Genomic DNA, 19,367 nt, shown 5'->3' on the forward strand with positions numbered 1-19,367 from the left:
GCACCTTCGAGATGAAATGCTTGATGCCGTCGGAGTATCCTAGGGCACGGGGCGGGGCAAGGGGCAGGGGCCTTTACCCCGCCAACCTCCCCAAGAGCGCGCGCATGAAGGCGTGCCCGGCCTCGAACTGCGCCACGGTGATATATTCATCGGGCTGGTGCGCCTGTGCGATGTCGCCGGGGCCACAGATCACCGCCGAATAGCCCGCCTCCTGGAATTGCCCCGCCTCGGTGCCGTAGCTGACCACATGGCGGCCATTGTCGCCGGTGATCTGGCGCACCAGACCCTCCGCCGCGCCCGCCTCTTCGGGTTGCAGGCCCGGCACGCGGAACCTCGGGCGCAGGTCGATCCGCGCCTCGGGGCGCACCGCCTGCATCGCGGCCTCGGCGGCGCGCACCGCGTCGACAAACCGCTGCCCCCATCCTTCGGCATCCTCGCCCGGCACCACCCGGAAATCCATGCCAAAGCGGCAATCCTTGGCGGTGATGTTATGCGCCGTGCCGCCCGAAATCTGCCCGACATGCAGCGTGGTCCAAGGTGGCTCGAACATCGCGGCCAGATCCGTTGGCACCTTCGCCCGGTTCTCGGCATTGCGCGCATTGGCCCAGTCGATCAGCGGGGCGGCGGCCATGATCGCATTCACGCCCAGATGCAGGATCGAGCTATGCACCTCATAGCCCACCACATGCACCTCGTAACCCAGCCCGCCCTTGTGGCCCGTGACCGCCTGCATCATCGACGGCTCGCCGATAATGGCGAGGTCGGCGCGCGGCAGAACGCCCTGCATCGCCGCAATCATCGGCGGCGCGCCGATGCAGCCCACCTCTTCGTCATAGCTGAGCGCCAGTTGCAGAGGCCGCGCCACGCCCGAATGATGCGCCTCGACCAGCGCCCAGATCGCCAGCGCGTCAAAGCCTTTCATGTCGCAGCAGCCGCGTCCGTAATATTTGCCGTCGCGCGCGACGACGCGAAAGGGATCGCTGCTCCAGGGCTGGCCATCCACGGGCACCACATCGGTATGACCCGACAGGACGACACCCCCCGCCACCTCGGGCCCGACATGGGCGAAAATCGCGGCCTTCTGCCCGGTCTCGTCGTAATGGCGATGCGCGGCGATGCCGTGGCTCGCCAGATAGTTCTCGACCCAATCCACCAGCGGCAGATTGCTGTCGCGGCTCACGGTGGGGAAACCCACCAGCCGCTCCATGATCTCGAACGGCGTCAAACGCGCGGTCATGCTCAATATCCGCTTTCGGATGTCAGCACGAAATGCCCCGGTGTGACCTCTTCATAAACCGACGGCCCCGGCTCGTACCCGACCCGGTGGATGGGCGAGGGGATCGGCTTGAAATTCAGGTCCTTCTCGGATTTGCGCCGCCGCGGATCGGCGATCGGCACCGCCTTCATCAGGGCCTGCGTATAGGGATGCTGCGGGTTCTCGAACACCGCCGCGCGCGGCCCCCGCTCGACGATCCGGCCCAGATACATGACGCCGACATCATGGCTCACCCGTTCGACCACGGCCATGTCATGGCTGATAAAGACGTAACTCAGCCCCAGATCGGCCTGCAATTCCATCATCAGGTTGAGCACCTGCGCCTGTACGCTCACATCCAATGCGCTCACCGCCTCATCCGCGACAATGAGCTTGGGGTTGAGCGCCAGCGCGCGGGCAATCGCCACCCGCTGCCGCTGACCGCCGCTGAGCTCATGCGGAAACCGCCGCAGGAAAGAGCGCGGCAATTCCACCCGGTCAAAGAGCATCGCCACCCGGTCCTCGATCTCGGACCCTGACACCAGCCCGTAATTCTTCATCGGCTCCGCCACCTGCGCCGCCAGCTTCATCTGGGGATTGAGGCTGGCGAACGGGTCTTGAAAGACCATCTGCATATCCACGCGGGCACGGCGCAGATCGGCGGGCCCAAGCGCCATGATATCGACACCGTCCAGCACCACCTCGCCTGCCATCGGCTCGACCAGCCGCAGAATCGAGCGGCCCGCGGTGGATTTGCCGCAGCCCGATTCCCCCACAAGGCTGAGCGTGCGGCCCTTTTGCAGGGTAAAGGACAGATCCTCGACCGCATGGACATTGGCCAGCGTCCTGCGAAAGAACCCGCCCTTGACCGGGAACCGCGTGATCAACCCCTTGACGCGCAACAGCTCCTGATCCTGCCCTTTGATCGGCTTGACCTCATGGGCGTCCGCGCCCAACAGGCGCATGGGCTCGGGGTAGGCTTTGCCGCGCATTTCGCCCAGCTTGGGCACCGCCGCGAGCAGCGCCTTGGTATAGTCATGGCTCGGGGCCTCGAAAATCTGCTCGACCGGCCCTTCTTCCACCTTGTTGCCGCGAAACATCACGACCACCCGGTCAGCCATCTGCGCCACGACCGCCATGTCATGCGTGATGAAAATGACCGCCGTCCCGGTCTCACGCTTGAGCCGGTCAATCAGTGCCAGAATCTCGGCCTGAATGGTCACGTCGAGCGCGGTCGTCGGCTCGTCCGCAATCAGAAGGCGCGGCTTGCAGGCCAGCGCCATGGCGATCACCACCCGTTGCCGCATCCCGCCAGACAACTCGTGCGGATATTGCTCCAACCGGCGCTCCGGCTCTGGAATCCGCACCTCGCGCAGCAATTCCAGCGCCTGCGCCCGTGCCGCCGCCTTGTCCATGCCGCGATGCACGCGCAGCCCCTCGGACAATTGCCGCCCCACGGTAAAGACCGGGTTGAGCGCGGTCATCGGCTCTTGAAAGATCATCCCGATCTCATTGCCCCGGATCGTGCGCATCAGGCTCTGATCCGTTTGGGCCAGATCGACCGCGCCGCCCTCTCTGCGGTCAAAGAGGATGCGCCCGCCCGCAATCGTGCCGCCGCCGTAATCAATCAGCCGCATCAGCGACAGCGACGACACCGATTTGCCCGATCCGCTCTCGCCCACGACACAGACCGTCTCGCCGGGGTTGACGGCAAAGGACACATCTTCGACCCCCACCACCGGTCCATCCCGCGTCTCGAACTCGACCCGGAGATTCTCGATCCGGACAATCGGGGTATCCAGCATGGGGGCGGCCTCTGCATTCAGGGGATGATGCCTAAACGCTACTCACTTTCGCGCGCGCCTGTCAAATAACGCCGCACGCATAACGCGATGTTGAGCGGCGCCATGAATGGAATGCTTGCATTTTATTCTGATCCAGTCTGTGATGCTCGTGCCGATCAGGGGATGCGGCACGCGCCATCGCGGCCTGTTTTCCCTGAAAAAGTGCGAACGAGACGGCGCAAAGAGCTGTCCAACAGTGGAGAAAGAACCAAAATGACCCTGAAACCATTGCTTTTGGGCGCGACGGCCCTTGCCGGTCTCGCCACCATGGCGCAAGCCGAGCGCGGCGCCGATGGCCATGTGAATCTGATCTACTGGCAAGCGCCGTCGATCATGAACCCCTATCTCTCGGGCGGCACCAAAGAGGTCGAGGCCGCCAGCCTCGTGATCGAACCCTTGGGCCGCTACAACACCAAGGGCGAGATGATCCCCTATCTGGCCGAGGAAATCCCGACCGTCGGCAATGGCGGTGTGTCCGAGGATCTCACCTCGATCACATGGAAGATCAAGCCGGGCATATTGTGGTCGGATGGCACGCCCTTTACCGCCAATGACGTGAAATTCACCGCCGAATACTGCATGCACCCCGAGGGCGGCTGCGCCCAGCTTGGCAAATATGAGGGCGTGTCCTCGGTCGAGGTGATCGACGATCTGACCGTCAAGGTCAATTTCTCGCAACCCACTCCGGTGCCCTATGGTCCCTTCATGGGTGGGCAGGCCCCGATCATTCAGGCGGCGCAATTCGCCAATTGTCTGGGGGCCAAGGCGCAGGAATGTGCCGATGCCAACTTCGCCCCCATCGGCACCGGCCCGTTCAAGGTGGATGAATTCCGTCCCAATGACGTGATCTCGCTCTCGGCCAACCCCAATTACCGCGACCCGGCCAAGCCGCGCTTTGCCACCATGACCTTCAAGGGTGGCGGCGATGCCACGGCGGCGGGGCGTGCGGTGCTGGAAACCGGCGAATTCGATTATGCCTGGAACCTGCAACTCGCCCCCGACGTGATCGCCAATATGGAGGCGGCGGGCAAGGGCGTGGCCATGTCGGCCTTTGGCACGCTGGTCGAACGGATCGAGATGAACCTCACCGATCCCTCGCCCGACCTGCCCGAGGGTGAACGCTCGACCGCCAAGCATCCGCATCCGATCCTGACCGACATACGCGTGCGCAAGGCGCTGTCGATGGCGATAGACCGCGAATTGCTGACCGAAATCGGCTATGGCAAGGCGGGGCGGCCCACCTGCAACCTCGTGCCGGCACCGGAAATCTTTGCCTCCGACAACACCGATTGCCTGACGCAGGACATCGAAGGCGCCAAGGCGCTCTTGGAAGAGGCGGGCTGGACCGTGGGCGCCGGTGGCATCCGCGAGAAGGACGGCAAGAAACTCTCGCTGCTCTATCAAACGTCGACCAACGCCGTGCGTCAGGACTTTCAGGCGCTGATCAAACAGTGGTGGTCCGAAATCGGCGTCGAAACCGAGCTGCGCAACATCTCTGCCTCCGTGTTCTTTGGCAGCGATCCGGGCAGCCCCGATACCTTCCCCAAGTTCTACGCCGATGTGGAAATGTATGCCAACAACTTCGACGGAACCGATCCGCAGAGCTATCTGGCCGGCTATACCTGTGAAAAGGCCCCGCGCCCGGAAACCCAATGGCAGGGCGAGAATATCAACCGCTTCTGCGATCCGGCCTATGACGAACTGGTCAAGGAACTGGGCCGCACCGCCGAGTTGGACAAGCGCGGCGAGATTGCCCGCAAACTCAACGACATGCTGACCAAGGACAGCTATACCATCGTGCCGCTGGTTGACCGGGGCCGCGTCTCTGCGCGCTCCAACTCGCTGGGCGGGGTCGAGTTGAACACTTGGGACACCGAGCTTTGGAACGCCGCGGATTGGTTCCGGATCAAGTGATCTGACGGCAAAGGCCGCTCCGGAGCATCTCCGGGGCGGCGCTTTGACTGTCAGACACCAATAAGAACGACCCGCATAAGGCGCCGCGCATGCTGACCTATACGATCCGAAGGTTCGTCCTCGCGATCCCGACGTTGCTGTTCATCAGCCTCGTGATCTTTCTCTTGCTCGAACTGGCCCCCGGCGATCCCATGGCACAGGTCCCCCTGACCGTGCCCCCAGAGGTCAAGGAAAAGATGCGCCTCGCTCTCGGTCTGGGCGAGCCCACGCATATCCGCTTTGTCAAATGGATGTGGCAATTCTTTGTGGTCGAGCCGATGATGTTCATCGACTGGCTTTTCGGTACGGCCTGGGCCGAAGGGCAACAGCGCGTGCTCAGCTGGCAATTCCGCTCGCCGGTCATGGATGTGATCGTGCAGCGCATGCCGCAGACCCTCTGGGTGGTGGCCATGTCCTATGTGGTGGGCATCCTCATCGCCCTGCCCATCGGCATCTATTCCGCCTATCGGCAATATTCCGTGTTCGATCAGACCGGCACCTTTGTGACCATGGTCGGCTATTCGGTGCCGCCGTTCTTTTCCGGCGTGCTGGTGATCGTGATCTTTTCGGTGCAACTGGGCTGGTTGCCCTCGATCTACGACACCACGCTGGTGGTGGTGGACTGGGCCACCTTCAAACAGCAATTGATGCAGATGGTCATGCCGGTGATGGTGCTCGCCCTGCAGACCACGGCGCAGATCAGCCGCTTCATGCGCGCCTCGATGCTGGACAACCTCAATCAGGATTACGTGCGCACCGCGCGTGCCAAGGGGCTGTCGGAATGGTCGGTGGTCATGGTGCATGTGCTGCGCAATTCGATGATCCCGGTGATCACGGTCATCGCCCTTGGCGTGCCCTCGATCTTTGGCGGCGCGATCATCACCGAACAGATTTTCAAGGTGAACGGGCTGGGCCAGCTTCTGATCACCGCGATCGAGGCCAACGACCTGCCGATGGTGCAGACCGTGACCTTCATGATTGCCGTGCTGATCGTCTTTTTCAACATCGTCGCCGACGTGCTCTATGGCGTGTTCGACCCGAGGATTCGCTATGACTGAGACCCCCAAACCCATCGCGGCCCTCGCCGACACCGGCCCCACCGCCCCGCCGCGCAGCCAGTGGCGCGACGTCTGGGATCAGTTCCGCAGCCATCGCGGCGCGCTCATTGGCAGTATTGTGCTGATCGCGATCAGCGCCGCCGTCTTTCTTGGCCCGCTGGTCTGGCCCTATGACGCCACCTTCATCGACATTCGCGCGCGCAATCAGGGGCCAAGCTGGGCGCATCCCTTTGGCACCGACCAGCTTGGCCGCGACACGCTGGCGCGGATGATGGCGGGCGGGCAGACCTCGATTGCGGTGGGTCTGACGGCGATGCTGCTGGCGCTGGTGCTGGGCTCGCTGGTGGGGGTTCTGGCGGGATTCTTTCGCCGCCTTGACGGGCCGCTCATGCGGCTCACGGACCTCTTCCTGTCGCTGCCGCTTCTGCCGCTCCTGCTCGTGATGGTGCTCCTCTTTCGCGAGAGCCTGAACGGTGTCTTTGGCCCCGAGACCGGGATTTTCATCCTGATCGTGGTCGCCATTGGCGTCACAAGCTGGATGCCCACGGCGCGGATCGTGCGCGGCGATGTTCTGGCGCTGAAAGAGCGCGAATTCATCCTCGCCGCGCGGTCCATCGGCACCACCAATTTCGGCCTCATCACCCGGCATATCCTGCCCAATGTGATGTCGCCGATCATGGTCTCGGCCACGCTTGGCATCGCCAATGCGATCATCACCGAAAGCGCGCTCAGCTTTCTGGGCTTGGGCTTTCCCCCCGATTTCCCGACATGGGGGCGGCTCTTGAATGACGCGGTGCAGTATCTGCAGGATTACCCCGAACGCGTGTTCTGGCCCGGCCTTGGCATCTCGCTCACGGTGCTGTCGATCAACTACATGGGCGACGGCCTGCGCGACGCGCTGGACCCGAGAATAAGGGGGCGGTGAGGGGACTGGATCCGCGTGGCGGCGCTATGCGCCTTGTTCCGCGCGGGGGCTTGGGGCGAATGGCCCCTCAGTTATTCCCGCGCTCCGCCTCGATCTGACGCCAGCGGGCGACGTTGCGGTTGTGCTCGTCCAATGTCTCGGCAAAGGCATGGCCGCCGGTGCCATCGGCCACGAAGAACACGTAATCCGTGCTGTCCGGGTTCACCGCCGCCTCGATGCTGGCGCGGCCCGGATTGGCGATAGGCGTGGGCGGCAGCCCCTCGATCACATAGGTATTCCAAGGCGTTGCACCGCGCAATTCGCTCTGCCGCAGGCCCCGGCCCAACACGCCCTTGCCCTCGGTCACGCCATAAATCACCGTCGGGTCGGTCTGGAGCCGCATGCCACGGTTGAGGCGGTTGACGAACACGCTCGCCACCTGCCGCCGCTCATCCGCCACGCCGGTTTCCTTCTCGATGATCGAGGCAAGGATCAGCGCCTCTTCCGCCGATTTCAGCGGCAGTCCCTCGGCCCGCCCTTGCCACGCCGCGGCCAGAATGACCGCCTGCGCCTCGCTCATGCGGGTGAGCACGCTCTCGCGCGTATCGCCCGCGCGCACCTCGTAGCTGTCGGGCGCAAGCGTGCCCTCGGCCGGCACTTCGGCCACCTCGCCGGTCAACACATCAACCGCCTTCAACCCCTCGACCACCTGCCAGCTTGTCACGCCTTCGGCCAGGGCCACGCGATAGCGCGTATCGGCCTGTTCGCGCACATCCGTAAACTCCGCCGGTGGCGCGCCCTCGGCATTGGGATCGAACTTGGCCCGCTCTTCATAGCGCCCGGTGGCGGCATCCAACTCGCGCACCACCACTTCGGCGCTGGTCACGCCCAGGCGATATACAACCTCGGTGCCACAGGTGCTGGCCCCGCCGCGCGTGATGATGTCGGTGATCTCCGCCATGCTTGCCCCTTCGGGGATCAGCCAGCTTCCGGCCTTGAGCAGCGCGTCCTTCTCGGTATATTCCGCGCCGATGCGAAAAATCGCGCCGCTCGTCACCGCCCCGTCACTTTCCAACCGGCTCGAGACGCGCCGCATCGTGCTGCCGGGATCAACCCGCAGACAGATCGCATCCGACAAGGGACCGCGCGCCGAATATTGCTGCTGCCCCCAGAGGATCACACCGCCGAGCAGAAACACCACCACCACCAGCAGCGTCAGAAAGTTCGAGACGATGTGTCGCCACATCAGCGCGGCTTCCCGACAATCAGGGCGGCATTGGTGCCGCCAAAGCCAAAGCTGTTGCTGAGCGCCACGTCGATCTTGCGCTCACGCTTGGCATTGGGGGCCAGATCAAGCGGGGTTTCCACCGCCGGATTGTCCAGATTGATCGTCGGCGGGGCCACCTGATCGCGGATCGCCAGAATACAGAAAATCGCTTCAACCGCGCCCGCAGCCCCGAGAAGGTGCCCGACTGAGGATTTCGTCGAACTCATCGTCACATTCGCCGCTGCATTGCCCAAGAGCCGCTCAACCGCCTGCAACTCGATGGTATCGGCCATGGTCGAGGTGCCATGCGCGTTGACGTAATCAATATCCGACGGGCTGAGCCCGGCGCGGTTCAGCGCCGCCTGCATCGCGCGGAACCCGCCATCGCCCGTCTCGGACGGCGCGGTGATGTGATAGGCATCCCCCGAGAGACCGTAGCCGAGGATCTCGGCATAGATCTTGGCACCGCGCGCCTTGGCATGCTCGTATTCCTCAAGCACGACCACGCCCGCACCTTCGCCCATGACGAACCCGTCGCGGTCCATGTCATAGGGGCGGCTGGCGGCTTGCGGATCGTCGGCACGCTTGGTCGACAGCGCCTTGCAGGCGTTGAACCCGGCAATCCCGATTTCGCAGATCGAGGCTTCGGCGCCGCCCGCCACCATCACATCTGCGTCACCCCATTGAATGAGCCGCGCAGCATCGCCAATCGCATGCGCGCCGGTGGCGCAGGCGGTCACGACCGAATGGTTCGGTCCTTTGAACCCATAGCGAATGCTCACCTGACCCGAGATCAGGTTGATCAGCGCGCCGGGGATAAAGAACGGCGACACCCGCCGCACGCCCTTTTCGCGGATGATCCCGGCAGTCTCTTCGATCGAGCGCAGCCCGCCGATGCCCGATCCCAGCATCACGCCGGTGCGCTCGCGCGCGGCCTCATCCTCGGGCATCCAGCCTGAATCCTCGACCGCTTGCTGGGCCGCGGCAATGCCATAGAGGATGAAATCATCCACCTTGCGGCGCTCTTTCGGTTCCATGTACTTATCGGAGTGAAAGGTGCCGTCGGTGCCATCGCCCAAGGGAATCTGGCAGGCATATTTCGTCACCACATTGACCGGGTCAAAGCGGATGATGGTGCCCGCCCCCGATTGCCCCGCCAAGAGCCTGCTCCAGCTCAGTTCGACCCCATCGGCCAGCGGGGTCACCAGACCCAGACCTGTGACAACGACACGCCGCATGATGCTGCCCTTCCCTTATTGCGCTTTTGCTGCTCTTACCCCGCCTTGGCCCCAAGGGGCAAGAGCATCGCGCCATCCCCTGCAAAGCCCCGCCACCGGGCTGCCATTTCGGCCAAACTGAACTCCGCTTCAGAAGGATTGGATTGACCACGCGCCGCCCGCGCACCCATAGCTGTCGGCGCAAACATCGCGAGAGGGGGCACCATGGCCGACATAGACCTGAACGACATCGAGACCCGCACCACGGCGGCCCTAATTCGCCATGGGGCCGCCCCTTGGATCGCGGCAGAGGTCGCCCGCGCCGTGCGTGCCGCCGAAAGCATCGGCAACCGCATCTGCGGCCTCTACTATCTCGAAAGCTATTGCCAGCAATTGCGCTCGGGCCGCGTCAACGGCACCGTCGAACCAGAGGTGACCCAGCCCCGCCCCGCTGCGGTCATGGTCGATGCGCGCATGGGCTTTGCCCAACCCGCCTTTGCCCGTGGCATCGACCGCGCCGCTCAGGCCGCGCGCGACAATGGCGTGGCCAGCCTTGCCATCGGTCACGCTCATACCTGCACGTCGCTGGGCTATTTTACCGAACAGATCGCGCGGCGCGGGCTCATTGGCCTCGGCATGACCAATGCCTCGCCCATCGTTGCCGCCCCGGGCGGCAAGACGCGGGTGATCGGCACCAATCCCATCGCATTCTCGGTGCCCGACGGGCAGGGTGGCCTTGCCATGCAGTTCGACCAATCCACCACCGTTGTAGCACTTGGCAAGATCACCATGGCCAAGGCGGCAGGCCAACCGATCCCGCTCGGTTGGGCGCTTGACGCGGAAGGAAACCCCACCACCGACCCCGAGGCGGCGCTGGCCGGGTCCTTGGTCAGCATCGGCGGGGCAAAGGGCTGGGGCTTTGGCCTCATGGCCGAGCTTTTGGCCGCTGGCATGACCGGCGGCGTGGTCAGCCGCGATGTGAAACCGCTCAAGGCACCGGATGGCCCACCGCATGATCTGGGCCAGTATTACCTGCTGATGGACCCGGACCTGTCAGGCGCCTTCTTTGACCGGCTGGCGCAGGTGGCTGAGGCCGCGACCATTGACGCAGGCGCGCGGATGCCGGGGCAGGGCAAGCGCACCTGCGATCCCGTCACAGTGCCGGATGCCCTCTGGGCTCAGGTCTGTGACCTTGCCGTTTGATCCCGATCAAGGCACGGGGCACGCTCCGGACCTATAAAAGAGAACCACCGCCTTTGGACACCGCAAGGAGACCTCTCATGCGCGCGACACTCTCGATCGTAATCTTGGCAAGCCTCGCTTTGGCAAACTCCACGCAAGCTCAGGACATCCGCGCCGGAACCCAAACCTATGAGCGCTATTGCGCCGCCTGCCACGGGATTGACGGCACGGGCTTTGGCCCCATGCGGGCGGTGCTGACGCTGCATCCCACCGACCTGACCGCGCTCAAATCCAGCAACAATGGCCATTTCCCGGTGGAGCGGGTGGTGCGCCGCATCGACGGGCGTGACCCTCTCGTGTCGCACGGTAGCCCGATGCCGATCTATGGCAGCTTTTTCGAGGATCGCGACGTGGGCCTGCGCACCGAACGCGGTCAGACCATGCTGACCAGCCAGCCGGTTGTCGATCTGGTGGCCTATCTCGAAACGCTGCAAACCCCCTGATCGCTTGACGCAGGAAAAGAGGGGGCTACCTCTCGTGCAGCGGGAGGTGCGCCATGCGCTCTATCATTCTGTCGTTGATCCTTATGCTTGGTCTTGCAGCCCCCCTGCGCGCCGATGAGGACGCGCAGGCTGTCATCACAGCGCAGATCGAGGCGTTTTTGGCACAGGATGTCACCCGCGCCTATGGCTATGCCAGCCCCTTCATCCAGCAGAAATTTGGCTCGCCCGAGCAATTCGGGGCTATGGTGCGCGAGGGTTATCCAATGGTCTGGCGCCCCTCCGATGTGACCTTTCTCGAGATGCGCGAGATTGCCGGACGCCTTTGGCAGGGGGTGCGCGTCCTCGATGCGGCGGGCGCGGCCTGGATCGTGGATTACGAGATGATCGAAACCCCCGAGGGCTGGCGCATCAATGGCGTGACGGTGCGCCGCGCGCCCGACGCAAGCGTCTGAACCGGCACGGACTTGACCGCGACGGCGCAGCCCCTTACCTCCCCGGCCTGATCCCATGCCGCATCGAGGCCGCCCATGCCCTATTATCGCCCCATCCCCCGCACCGATCCCGCCCGCCCCGCCGGTGCGTTGACCCTCGCGGGCGGCTTGTGTTGGTTCGATACGGTCGAGGTGCTGGATCGCTCTGCGCCCTCCTATCTCATGCCCGCCGCTGACCTGCCGACCGAGGCGCTGCATCGCCTCACCACGCCCCGCGCGCCGGTGGCGGGGCTCGATATGGCCGCTCCGCAGATCATGGGCATCCTCAACGTGACCCCGGACAGCTTTTCCGACGGCGGGCAGCATTTTGATCCCGAGGTGGCCCTTGCCCATGCCCGTCAGATGGCCGCCGACGGGGCCGCAATTCTGGACGTGGGTGGCGAATCCACCCGCCCCGGTGCGGCCCCCGTGCCCGTGGACGACGAAATCGCCCGCACCGCCCCGGTCATCGCGGCCCTGCGCGCCGGTATCGCCACGCCCATTTCCATCGACACCCGCAAGGCACCCGTGGCTCAGGCCGCCCATGCGGCGGGGGCCAATCTCATCAACGATGTGGCGGGCTTTACCTATGATCCCGCCCTCGGCCCCTATGCCGCCACCCATGCCCTGCCGGTTTGCGTGATGCACGCGCAGGGCACGCCCGAGACCATGCAGCAAGACCCGCGTTACGACCACGTCCTGCTTGATGTCTACGATTGGCTCGCCGCGCGGATCGAGGCGCTTGTCGCGCTTGGTATTCCCCGCGCGCGCATCGTGACCGATCCCGGCATCGGCTTTGGCAAGACAGTCGCGCATAACCTTACCCTTCTGCAAAACCTCTCGCTTTTTCACAGCCTCGGCTGTCCGATCCTCCTTGGTGCCTCGCGCAAGCGCTTCATCGGCGACATCAGCCGCACGCCCGTTGCCGCTGACCGTATGCCCGGCTCGCTCGCCGTGGCCTTGGGCGGCGCGGCGCATGGGGTGCAGATCCTGCGCGTGCATGACGTCGCGGAAACCCGCGCCGCGATCGACCTCTGGCGCGCGACCCTTGCCGCGCCGCGATCCTAGACTTGTCGAAACCTCGTCTAGGATCGTGACTTGTCCACAGATTGAAGCCCGTTGCTTGCCAAATCCTGATCGGGGCGCGCGGTAGGGTAGGGACCTTACAGAATCCGGGGGTATTTCGTAAGTTCTGTAAACGTCACCTCGCGCCAAACACCCGGCGCAGGGCCCCCCATTGGCTCATGCCGACACCCACCAGAATCAGCGTCATCGCCGCCAGCAAACTCGGCGGCAATGCCTCGCCGAGCACGAGCGCCCCAAGGATCACCGACCAGACCGGCACCATGTAATTGACAAGGCTGAAGAAACTCGGGCCCGCCTCGCGGTTGACCTGCACCAGCAGGACTTGCGCCACCCCGGTCGGGAGGACGCCAAGATAAAGCAGCGCCAATAAGCTCTTTGTATTCAATGCACTAGGCCATCCCTCAACCACCAGCGCCAAGGGCAGGATCATCCCGGCGGCCAATGTCAGAACCAGCGCGGACAGGGCCAAACGGTCCACCTCCGGCGACAATCGCGTCGCAATCGAGCCAATCGCATAGCCCCCCGCCGCCCCGAGACAGGCCAATCTTGCCAAGGATTCCAGGTCCTTGCCGGTCGATGTGAAGGCACCCGGCCCGATCAGCACCACAACGCCCGTCGTGCCCAGAACAAACCCCACCAACCGCCTGAGATGCATCCGCTCTCCCGGCACCAGAAAATGCGCCAAAGGCAGGATCAGGAGCGGCACCGCTGCCATGCAGACCCCGGCAAATCCCGAGGCCACGGACTGCTGCGCCCATGACAAAAGGATGAAGGGTAAAACATTTGAAAACAATGCCATAACCAAGGCGAACTGCCAGATTTTTCGCCCGTCCACGCCGTTTCTTGGCGGCAATTTCCGCCCCTTCACCCGCAGCAGACACAGCAGAAACCCCGCCCCCAGGACGATCCTCACAGCGGCCAGAAAAAACGGTCCCACCCCGGTCAGAGCGACCGAGACGAACATGAAGGATGCCCCCCAGATCACGCCCAAAGCACCGATCCTCAGCCAGTTGAGTGTGGAAATCTCTTGCATGGTTTGGCCCTCAGACAAAAAGGGCACCCCAAAGGGATGCCCTTTCCCATTATATTTCAATGGGTTCAGTTCTTTTCTTGATCCACCAGCTTGCCTGCGGAGATCCACGGCATCATGGCGCGCAGCTTCTGACCCACTTCTTCGATCTGATGCGCGTCGTTCATCCGGCGCGTGCCCTTGAAGAACGGCTGACCCACGGCATTCTCCTGCATGAAGTCGCGCACGAACTTGCCGGTCTGGATGTCGCGCAGAATGGCCTTCATCTCTTTCTTGGTCTGCTCATAGGGCAGGACCCGCGGACCGCTGACGTATTCGCCATATTCGGCCGTGTTCGAGATCGAATAGTTCATGTTGGCGATGCCGCCTTCATAGATCAGATCGACGATCAGCTTCACCTCGTGCAAGCACTCAAAGTAAGCCATTTCAGGGGCATAGCCCGCTTCGACCAGCGTCTCAAAGCCCATGCGGATCAGTTCGACGAGGCCACCGCACAGCACTGCCTGTTCGCCGAAGAGGTCGGTTTCGCACTCTTCGCGGAAGTTGGTCTCGATGATCCCCGAGCGACCGCCGCCAATGGCCGAGCAGTAGGAAAGCCCGATTTCCAGGGCCTTGCCGGACGCGTCGTTGTTGACTGCCACGAGGCAGGGCACGCCGCCGCCCTTGACGTATTCACCGCGCACCGTGTGGCCGGGGCCCTTGGGGGCCATCATGATGACGTCCACGCCCTCTTTCGGTTCGATCAGGCCAAAATGGATGTTGAGACCATGGGCAAAGGCGATCGCCGCACCGGGGCGGATGTTGTCATGCACGTATTTGCGATAGGTTTCGCCCTGCAGTTCGTCGGGCATGGTGAACATCATCAGGTCGCACCAGGCCGCCGCTTCGGCGATGCCCATGACCTTGAGGCCTTCTGCCTCGGCCTTCTTGGCCGATTTCGAGCCCTCGCGCAGCGCCACCACAAGGTTTTTTGCCCCTGAATCCCGCAGGTTAAGGGCGTGGGCATGGCCCTGGCTGCCATAGCCCAGAATGGCGACTTTCTTATCCTTGATCAGGTTGATGTCGCAGTCACGATCGTAATAGACGCGCATGGCGTTCTCCTCTTCGGTTGATGGGGGCATCATAGGCATGTGTGGGCGAGAGGGACCGGTGATTTCGGTTTATTTCAGGGGATTTTCAGAGTAATCATTCGCCATATCGGAAATATTGGTAAAAATCATGCTCGACGACACGGACCGTCGCATCCTGCGCCACTATCAACATGCCCCCACGCTCGGCGCCGCCGATTTGGCAGAGAGGGCGGGTGTGACCCCTGCCACCTGTGCCCGCCGTTTGGAGCGGATGCAGCAAGACGGCGTGATCCGCGCCAACCGTGCCGTGATCGACTGGCGCGCCCTTGGCTATGAGGTCGAGGTATCCTTGCGCATCACCTTGGACAAGACGCAGCCCCGCGCCTTTGACGAATTCATCGAAGCCGCAAGAAACGTGCCGGAAGTTATTGAAATTCAGACATTTCTGGGCCGTGTTGACCTGCGCCTCTCGGTCATTGCCCGCGACATGGCGCATTATCAACAGCTTTATCGTAGCGCCATCCTGACCCTGCCGCATATCGCCGACATCGAGGCGCTGATGCATGTGGCACGGATCAAATCCGACGAGGTGCTGCCACTATGATCGAACTGGATACCACCGACCGGCTGATCCTGCGCGAACTGGTGCGCGATGCCACCCAATCGGCAAGTGCGATAGGCCGCGCGCTTGGCCTGTCGCAGCCTGCCACATGGCGGCGTCTGCAACGCCTGCGCGAGACCGGGGTGATCAAGGGGCAACGTCTTGAATTGGATCATGAAAAACTGGGCTTCGGGGTCATGGTTTTTCTTGGTGTCAAGCTCGCCACCAAGGGCCGTGTCAGCCTAGAGGATTTCGAACGCGCGGTATCGGCCATCCCCGAGGTGCAGACGGTGGAACATATCCTTGGCCTCTATGATTATCGCCTGCGCGTCGTGGCCCGCGACATTTCCGATTTTGAACGGGTTTTGCGCCGCCGGATCATGACCTTGCCGGGGGTTGGCGATGTCGAGGCCAATGTGCTCTTGAGCGAAGAACGCCGTCCCGGTCCAATCGGCTGACGTGACGCACTGGACTTATGAGCCGTCCCGCGCCATCTTGCCCGCAAGATAGAGGAGACATCCCATGACTGCCCTGCTCGACCATGTAGATCCAGATGGCCTGCTGGAATATTCGGTGGTCTTCACCGATCGCTCGCTCAACCATATGTCTGCCTCTTTTCAAGAGGTTATGTGTGATATTTCATCCATGCTCAAGGATGTCTATGCCGCTGATGCGGTGGCCCTCGTCCCCGGCGGCGGCTCTTATGCGATGGAATCCGTGGCGCGGCAATTCGGGCGCGGCGCGCATGCGCTGGTCGTGCGCAATGGTTGGTTCTCCTTCCGCTGGACCCAGATTTTCGACGCGGGTCAGTTCACCTCTGATACGACCGTCTGCATGGCGCGACAGACCGGCAATGGTGCGACCACGCCCTTTGCCCCGGCGCCCATTGAAGAGGTTGTGGCGAAAATTCATGAATCCAAGCCCGATGTGATCTTTGCCCCGCATGTGGAAACCTCGGCCGGCCTGATCCTGCCGGATGATTATATCACCGCCTTGGCCGATGCCGCGCATGAGGTGGGCGCGCTGATGGTGCTTGATTGCATCGCCTCAGGCTGTGCCTGGGTCGATATGCGCGCCACGGGCGTCGATGTGCTGATTTCCGCGCCGCAAAAGGGATGGTCTGCCTCGCCCTCCGCCGGTCTGGTGATGCTGTCCACACGTGCGGTGGCGCGGTTGGAAGAAACGACGTCGGACAGTTTCGCGCTCGACCTCAAGAAATGGCGTGCGATCATGCAGGCCTATGAGAACGGCGGCCATGCCTATCACGCGACCATGCCCACCGATGCGCTGCGCGGGTTCCGCGACACGATGATCGAAACCCGCGATTACGGGTTCGAGCGGCTGCGCGATGCGCAATGGGAACTGGGCAATGGTGTGCGGGCCATGCTGGCCGCGCGCGGCGTGACGTCCGTGGCTGCAGAAGGCTTTGGCGCGCCCGGTGTCGTGGTAAGCTATACCAACGATCCCGACATCCAGAACGGCAAGAAATTCATGGCAGAGGGTATGCAGATTGCTGCCGGTGTGCCGCTGCAAGTGGGCGAACCCGAGGGCTTTCGCACCTTCCGCCTCGGGCTGTTTGGTCTGGATAAGCTCTATGATGTGCCCGCCGCGCTCAAGCGGCTGGAGACGGTGCTTGATAAGGTGCTCTGAGCCTTACCCCCGCGCGCCAAGGCCCATTTGCATCAGGGTCTTGCGCACCGGGGCCAGCGAATAGATCGCGCTTAGCGCCTGTGCCCGCGCATCCCTCAGGGGCTGCGCGCTCAGCATCGAGGCGCGGTTGAGAAGGTCAATCCCCGTCACGCGCGCCTGCACCTCCAGATGTCTGCGGCGATGGTAGGTGTCGAGCATCTGGCGGTCGCCCAAACGGTCGGGGTTCGCCTCGGCCAGTTCCAGCAATACCCGCATATCCCCAAGGCTCATGTTGAGCCCCTGTGCGCCAATCGGCGGCACCACATGCGCAGCCTCGGCCACCAGCGCCACGCGCTCAGAACTCATCCGCTCGGCCACCTGGCTGATGATCGGCCAGACGGTGCGGCGCGACGCAAGCGTCAGAGGACCGAAAAGGTGACAGGACCGCGTATTCATCGCGGCCTCGAATTCAGGTACCGGCAGGGCGGCCAAACGCACAACTTCTGGCCCTTCTTCCATCCAGACGATGGCCGAAGACGGCCGCCCGTCGTGATCGGGCAACGGCACTAGGGTGAAAGGCCCGCCAGAGCGGTGAATCTCGGTCGAGACGTTGTCATGCGGGATCGGATGGGTGACGGCAAAGGCAAGGGCCTTTTGTCCATACCGCGTTGTTTTCACGTCAATTCCCGCGACCGAACGGATTGGAGAGTTGCGCCCGTCGGCGGCAATCACCAAGCGGCAGCGCACGCGGGTGCCGTCACTAAGCCCCACGCGCGCCTCGGCCTCGCGGGTAAAGAGCGTGCTGGTGCCGGTGCCGGGCTTGAACGTGACCGAGGGCAGGCTGTCCAGATGCGCCACCATCTCGCGCCGCAAGAGCCAATTGGGCAGGTTCCAGCCAAAGGGACGGTCGGAAATATCGCTGGCGTTGAATTTGCGCACGACCCGCGGTTCGGGTATCTCGCCGCCCGCATCGACAATCCGCATCACTTGCAAATCGGTGGCATGTGGGGCCAGACGCGCCCAAAGACCGGCCCGATCCAAGAGAGCCTGCGCCGGTTGAAGAAAAGCCGTGGTGCGCAGGTCCGACCCGTCCGCATCGCGCACGGTCACGGGCGGGGCAGGGTCGACGCAGAGCACGGAAAATCCTGCGCTGCCGAAAACCGCTGCTGCGGTCAGACCGGCGACACCGCCGCCTGAGACCACGATGTCATAGTCCGCCTGCACCATTCTCAGAGCCTCCGAAAGGGGCGAGCGCCCGCTCAGCCCCGTGAAATCAGGATCAGCATCACCCAGATCACCGGCACAAGGGCCAGTGCGGGAATATAAAGCCCCGGAATCCCCCAGAGCACAATGCTTGTTGCCCATCCAGCCAGAAAAACCGCCACGCTGAGCAGGATCGGGCCAACGGCAGCCGCGTCGGGATCATGGCTCTTGGTGGCGGCGTGTTTGGCATTGGCGGGGGCTGTGGTCGCGGTCATGTCGGGCCTCTTGGTCAAAGATGAATCTCACCCTGCATAGATATGTCCCGGCCCCCGCCTTCAAAGGGACGGAACGCCGCAGCTGTCAGACCAGGCGCGCCAGAAAACCGCCCAGATCATTGGTGTGGTGGTGAATGTGGTCTGCCTCGACCCGCTCCGGAGCCACATGCACGGTGCGCATCCCCATGGCATGCGGAGCCGCCAGATTGCGTGGCTCATCCTCGAACATCGCCGCTGTGGCGGGCGCGCTTTGGTCCTGTGTCAGGATGGTCTGAAATGCCTCGGGTTCGGGTTTAGGCCGGTAGCCCGCATGTTCCACGCCGTACACCGCGTCGAACGCGCCTGCCAGGCCGCGCGCCGCGATCACCCGCTCGGCATAGGGGGCAGAGCCGTTGGTATAGACGATCTTGCGCCCTGGCAGGGCGCGGATGACAGTATTCAGCGCGGCATCAGGCTCCAGTTGGTCGAGCGAGATGTCATGCACCGCTGCAAGATAGGGACCGGGATCGAGATCATGCACCCGCATCAGCCCCGCCAGCGTGGTGCCATGCTCGCGCCAGTAGTGACGGCGCAGACGGTCCGCCTCGGCATGGGTCACGCGCAGCGTGTCCATCACGAACCGCGTCATCCGCGCCTCGATCTGATCGAAGAGGCGGGCAGAGGGCGGATAGAGCGTATTGTCGAGGTCAAAGACCCAGGTGCGGATATGGGTGAAATCAGGTTTGGGCATAGCGCTGATATAAGCGGGCGCGACATTGCGCGCAATCGCCCAAGGCTTGATCCCGCGGCCAAAGCGCGTAAGGTTCCCAGCCAATGCACA

19 protein-coding genes are annotated in these 19,367 nt (G+C 63.3%); 10 read left to right on the top strand and 9 right to left on the bottom strand.

Annotated features, from left to right (window positions below):
• Positions 1 to 73: 73 nt before the first annotated feature.
• Both argE and AACZ65_RS04475 read right to left on the bottom strand, forming a co-directional pair.
• A complete protein-coding gene (argE, locus tag AACZ65_RS04470) occupies positions 74 to 1,237 on the bottom strand; it encodes an acetylornithine deacetylase (RefSeq protein WP_339668369.1) in 1,164 nt (387 codons plus the stop codon).
• Positions 1,238 to 1,239: 2 nt separating this feature from the next.
• A complete protein-coding gene (locus AACZ65_RS04475) occupies positions 1,240 to 3,060 on the bottom strand; it encodes an ABC transporter ATP-binding protein (RefSeq protein WP_339668371.1) in 1,821 nt (606 codons plus the stop codon).
• Between the two features lie 252 nt (positions 3,061 to 3,312).
• Here AACZ65_RS04475 and AACZ65_RS04480 point away from each other — a divergent pair, with 252 nt between their 5' ends.
• The 3 genes from AACZ65_RS04480 to AACZ65_RS04490 all read left to right on the top strand — a co-directional run bounded on the left by AACZ65_RS04480 (position 3,313) and on the right by AACZ65_RS04490 (position 7,035).
• Positions 3,313 to 5,013, top strand: coding sequence for a peptide ABC transporter substrate-binding protein (locus tag AACZ65_RS04480; RefSeq protein WP_339668373.1), 1,701 nt, complete (start codon positions 3,313 to 3,315; stop codon positions 5,011 to 5,013).
• A gap of 89 nt (positions 5,014 to 5,102) precedes the next feature.
• Complete coding sequence (locus AACZ65_RS04485) at positions 5,103 to 6,110, top strand: ABC transporter permease (protein ID WP_339668375.1); 1,008 nt, start codon at positions 5,103 to 5,105, stop codon at positions 6,108 to 6,110.
• Positions 6,103 to 7,035, top strand: coding sequence for an ABC transporter permease (locus AACZ65_RS04490; RefSeq protein WP_339668376.1), 933 nt, complete (start codon positions 6,103 to 6,105; stop codon positions 7,033 to 7,035). The genes AACZ65_RS04485 and AACZ65_RS04490 overlap by 8 nt, the downstream gene beginning before the upstream one ends.
• Positions 7,036 to 7,102: 67 nt before the next feature.
• On the opposite strand, the gene mltG is transcribed toward AACZ65_RS04490, so the two are convergent.
• The gene (gene mltG, locus AACZ65_RS04495) at positions 7,103 to 8,260 is read right to left on the bottom strand and encodes an endolytic transglycosylase MltG (protein ID WP_339668377.1); all 1,158 of its coding nucleotides are present in this window, start codon (positions 8,258 to 8,260) and stop codon (positions 7,103 to 7,105) included.
• Positions 8,260 to 9,519 carry a beta-ketoacyl-ACP synthase II gene (gene fabF, locus AACZ65_RS04500; protein WP_339668379.1) on the bottom strand — a complete coding sequence of 420 codons (1,260 nt, stop codon included), beginning with the start codon at positions 9,517 to 9,519 and terminating at the stop codon, positions 8,260 to 8,262. The genes mltG and fabF overlap by 1 nt, the downstream gene beginning before the upstream one ends.
• A gap of 204 nt (positions 9,520 to 9,723) precedes the next feature.
• On the opposite strand from fabF, the gene AACZ65_RS04505 reads away from it, so the two are divergent.
• The 4 genes from AACZ65_RS04505 (at position 9,724) to folP (ending at position 12,721) form a co-directional block, all read left to right on the top strand.
• Positions 9,724 to 10,701 (top strand): Ldh family oxidoreductase, encoded by a 978-nt coding sequence (locus AACZ65_RS04505; protein ID WP_339668380.1) that lies wholly within the window; start codon positions 9,724 to 9,726, stop codon positions 10,699 to 10,701.
• Between the two features lie 77 nt (positions 10,702 to 10,778).
• Positions 10,779 to 11,183, top strand: coding sequence for a cytochrome c (locus AACZ65_RS04510; protein WP_339668382.1), 405 nt, complete (start codon positions 10,779 to 10,781; stop codon positions 11,181 to 11,183).
• Positions 11,184 to 11,236: 53 nt separating this feature from the next.
• Positions 11,237 to 11,635 (top strand): DUF4864 domain-containing protein, encoded by a 399-nt coding sequence (locus tag AACZ65_RS04515; protein WP_339668384.1) that lies wholly within the window; start codon positions 11,237 to 11,239, stop codon positions 11,633 to 11,635.
• Positions 11,636 to 11,710: 75 nt separating this feature from the next.
• A complete protein-coding gene (gene folP, locus AACZ65_RS04520; protein ID WP_339668386.1) occupies positions 11,711 to 12,721 on the top strand; it encodes a dihydropteroate synthase in 1,011 nt (336 codons plus the stop codon).
• Between the two features lie 133 nt (positions 12,722 to 12,854).
• On the opposite strand, the gene AACZ65_RS04525 is transcribed toward folP, so the two are convergent.
• Together AACZ65_RS04525 and ilvC are read right to left on the bottom strand one after the other, a co-directional pair.
• Positions 12,855 to 13,772 carry a DMT family transporter gene (locus AACZ65_RS04525; protein ID WP_339668388.1) on the bottom strand — a complete coding sequence of 306 codons (918 nt, stop codon included), beginning with the start codon at positions 13,770 to 13,772 and terminating at the stop codon, positions 12,855 to 12,857.
• 65 nt (positions 13,773 to 13,837) lie between these two features.
• Positions 13,838 to 14,860 carry a ketol-acid reductoisomerase gene (ilvC, locus tag AACZ65_RS04530; RefSeq protein WP_037269717.1) on the bottom strand — a complete coding sequence of 341 codons (1,023 nt, stop codon included), beginning with the start codon at positions 14,858 to 14,860 and terminating at the stop codon, positions 13,838 to 13,840.
• A gap of 127 nt (positions 14,861 to 14,987) precedes the next feature.
• Here ilvC and AACZ65_RS04535 point away from each other — a divergent pair, with 127 nt between their 5' ends.
• From AACZ65_RS04535 to AACZ65_RS04545, 3 genes are all read left to right on the top strand, one after another.
• Entirely contained in the window at positions 14,988 to 15,443 is a 456-nt protein-coding gene (locus AACZ65_RS04535; protein ID WP_037268261.1) for an Lrp/AsnC family transcriptional regulator, read from the top strand.
• Positions 15,440 to 15,898, top strand: a complete 459-nt coding sequence (locus AACZ65_RS04540) for an Lrp/AsnC family transcriptional regulator (protein ID WP_037268264.1) — start codon at positions 15,440 to 15,442, stop codon at positions 15,896 to 15,898. The genes AACZ65_RS04535 and AACZ65_RS04540 overlap by 4 nt, the downstream gene beginning before the upstream one ends.
• A gap of 64 nt (positions 15,899 to 15,962) precedes the next feature.
• On the top strand, positions 15,963 to 17,090 hold the full coding sequence (locus tag AACZ65_RS04545; protein ID WP_339668393.1) for an aminotransferase class V-fold PLP-dependent enzyme: 1,128 nt from the start codon (positions 15,963 to 15,965) through the stop codon (positions 17,088 to 17,090).
• Positions 17,091 to 17,093: 3 nt separating this feature from the next.
• Here the strand turns inward: AACZ65_RS04545 and AACZ65_RS04550 are convergent, their stop codons facing one another.
• The 3 genes from AACZ65_RS04550 to AACZ65_RS04560 all read right to left on the bottom strand — a co-directional run bounded on the left by AACZ65_RS04550 (position 17,094) and on the right by AACZ65_RS04560 (position 19,277).
• Positions 17,094 to 18,296, bottom strand: a complete 1,203-nt coding sequence (locus AACZ65_RS04550; RefSeq protein ID WP_339668395.1) for a UbiH/UbiF family hydroxylase — start codon at positions 18,294 to 18,296, stop codon at positions 17,094 to 17,096.
• A 32-nt stretch (positions 18,297 to 18,328) separates the two neighbouring features.
• Complete coding sequence (locus AACZ65_RS04555; protein WP_339668396.1) at positions 18,329 to 18,547, bottom strand: hypothetical protein; 219 nt, start codon at positions 18,545 to 18,547, stop codon at positions 18,329 to 18,331.
• 85 nt (positions 18,548 to 18,632) lie between these two features.
• Positions 18,633 to 19,277 carry a pyrimidine 5'-nucleotidase gene (locus AACZ65_RS04560; RefSeq protein WP_339668397.1) on the bottom strand — a complete coding sequence of 215 codons (645 nt, stop codon included), beginning with the start codon at positions 19,275 to 19,277 and terminating at the stop codon, positions 18,633 to 18,635.
• Positions 19,278 to 19,367: the final 90 nt, after the last annotated feature.

Origin of the sequence: uncultured Roseovarius sp. (genome assembly GCF_963972555.1) — a bacterium.
GTDB classification, from domain to species: Bacteria; Pseudomonadota; Alphaproteobacteria; order Rhodobacterales; family Rhodobacteraceae; genus Roseovarius; species Roseovarius mucosus.

What these genes read in the sequence shown, in the direction of transcription:
- AACZ65_RS04515 (WP_339668384.1), top strand. Translation starts at nt 11,237, where the DNA reads ATGCGCTCTATCATTCTGTCGTTGATCCTTATGCTTGGTCTTGCAGCC.
- AACZ65_RS04490 (WP_339668376.1), top strand. Translation starts at nt 6,103, where the DNA reads ATGACTGAGACCCCCAAACCCATCGCGGCCCTCGCCGACACCGGCCCC.
- AACZ65_RS04540 (WP_037268264.1), top strand. Translation starts at nt 15,440, where the DNA reads ATGATCGAACTGGATACCACCGACCGGCTGATCCTGCGCGAACTGGTG.
- AACZ65_RS04545 (WP_339668393.1), top strand. Translation starts at nt 15,963, where the DNA reads ATGACTGCCCTGCTCGACCATGTAGATCCAGATGGCCTGCTGGAATAT.
- fabF (WP_339668379.1), bottom strand. Translation starts at nt 9,519, where the DNA reads ATGCGGCGTGTCGTTGTCACAGGTCTGGGTCTGGTGACCCCGCTGGCC.
- argE (WP_339668369.1), bottom strand. Translation starts at nt 1,237, where the DNA reads ATGACCGCGCGTTTGACGCCGTTCGAGATCATGGAGCGGCTGGTGGGT.
- AACZ65_RS04505 (WP_339668380.1), top strand. Translation starts at nt 9,724, where the DNA reads ATGGCCGACATAGACCTGAACGACATCGAGACCCGCACCACGGCGGCC.
- ilvC (WP_037269717.1), bottom strand. Translation starts at nt 14,860, where the DNA reads ATGCGCGTCTATTACGATCGTGACTGCGACATCAACCTGATCAAGGAT.
- AACZ65_RS04535 (WP_037268261.1), top strand. Translation starts at nt 14,988, where the DNA reads ATGCTCGACGACACGGACCGTCGCATCCTGCGCCACTATCAACATGCC.
- AACZ65_RS04550 (WP_339668395.1), bottom strand. Translation starts at nt 18,296, where the DNA reads ATGGTGCAGGCGGACTATGACATCGTGGTCTCAGGCGGCGGTGTCGCC.
- AACZ65_RS04480 (WP_339668373.1), top strand. Translation starts at nt 3,313, where the DNA reads ATGACCCTGAAACCATTGCTTTTGGGCGCGACGGCCCTTGCCGGTCTC.
- AACZ65_RS04525 (WP_339668388.1), bottom strand. Translation starts at nt 13,772, where the DNA reads ATGCAAGAGATTTCCACACTCAACTGGCTGAGGATCGGTGCTTTGGGC.
- mltG (WP_339668377.1), bottom strand. Translation starts at nt 8,260, where the DNA reads ATGTGGCGACACATCGTCTCGAACTTTCTGACGCTGCTGGTGGTGGTG.
- AACZ65_RS04555 (WP_339668396.1), bottom strand. Translation starts at nt 18,547, where the DNA reads ATGACCGCGACCACAGCCCCCGCCAATGCCAAACACGCCGCCACCAAG.
- AACZ65_RS04485 (WP_339668375.1), top strand. Translation starts at nt 5,103, where the DNA reads ATGCTGACCTATACGATCCGAAGGTTCGTCCTCGCGATCCCGACGTTG.
- AACZ65_RS04510 (WP_339668382.1), top strand. Translation starts at nt 10,779, where the DNA reads ATGCGCGCGACACTCTCGATCGTAATCTTGGCAAGCCTCGCTTTGGCA.
- AACZ65_RS04475 (WP_339668371.1), bottom strand. Translation starts at nt 3,060, where the DNA reads ATGCTGGATACCCCGATTGTCCGGATCGAGAATCTCCGGGTCGAGTTC.
- folP (WP_339668386.1), top strand. Translation starts at nt 11,711, where the DNA reads ATGCCCTATTATCGCCCCATCCCCCGCACCGATCCCGCCCGCCCCGCC.
- AACZ65_RS04560 (WP_339668397.1), bottom strand. Translation starts at nt 19,277, where the DNA reads ATGCCCAAACCTGATTTCACCCATATCCGCACCTGGGTCTTTGACCTC.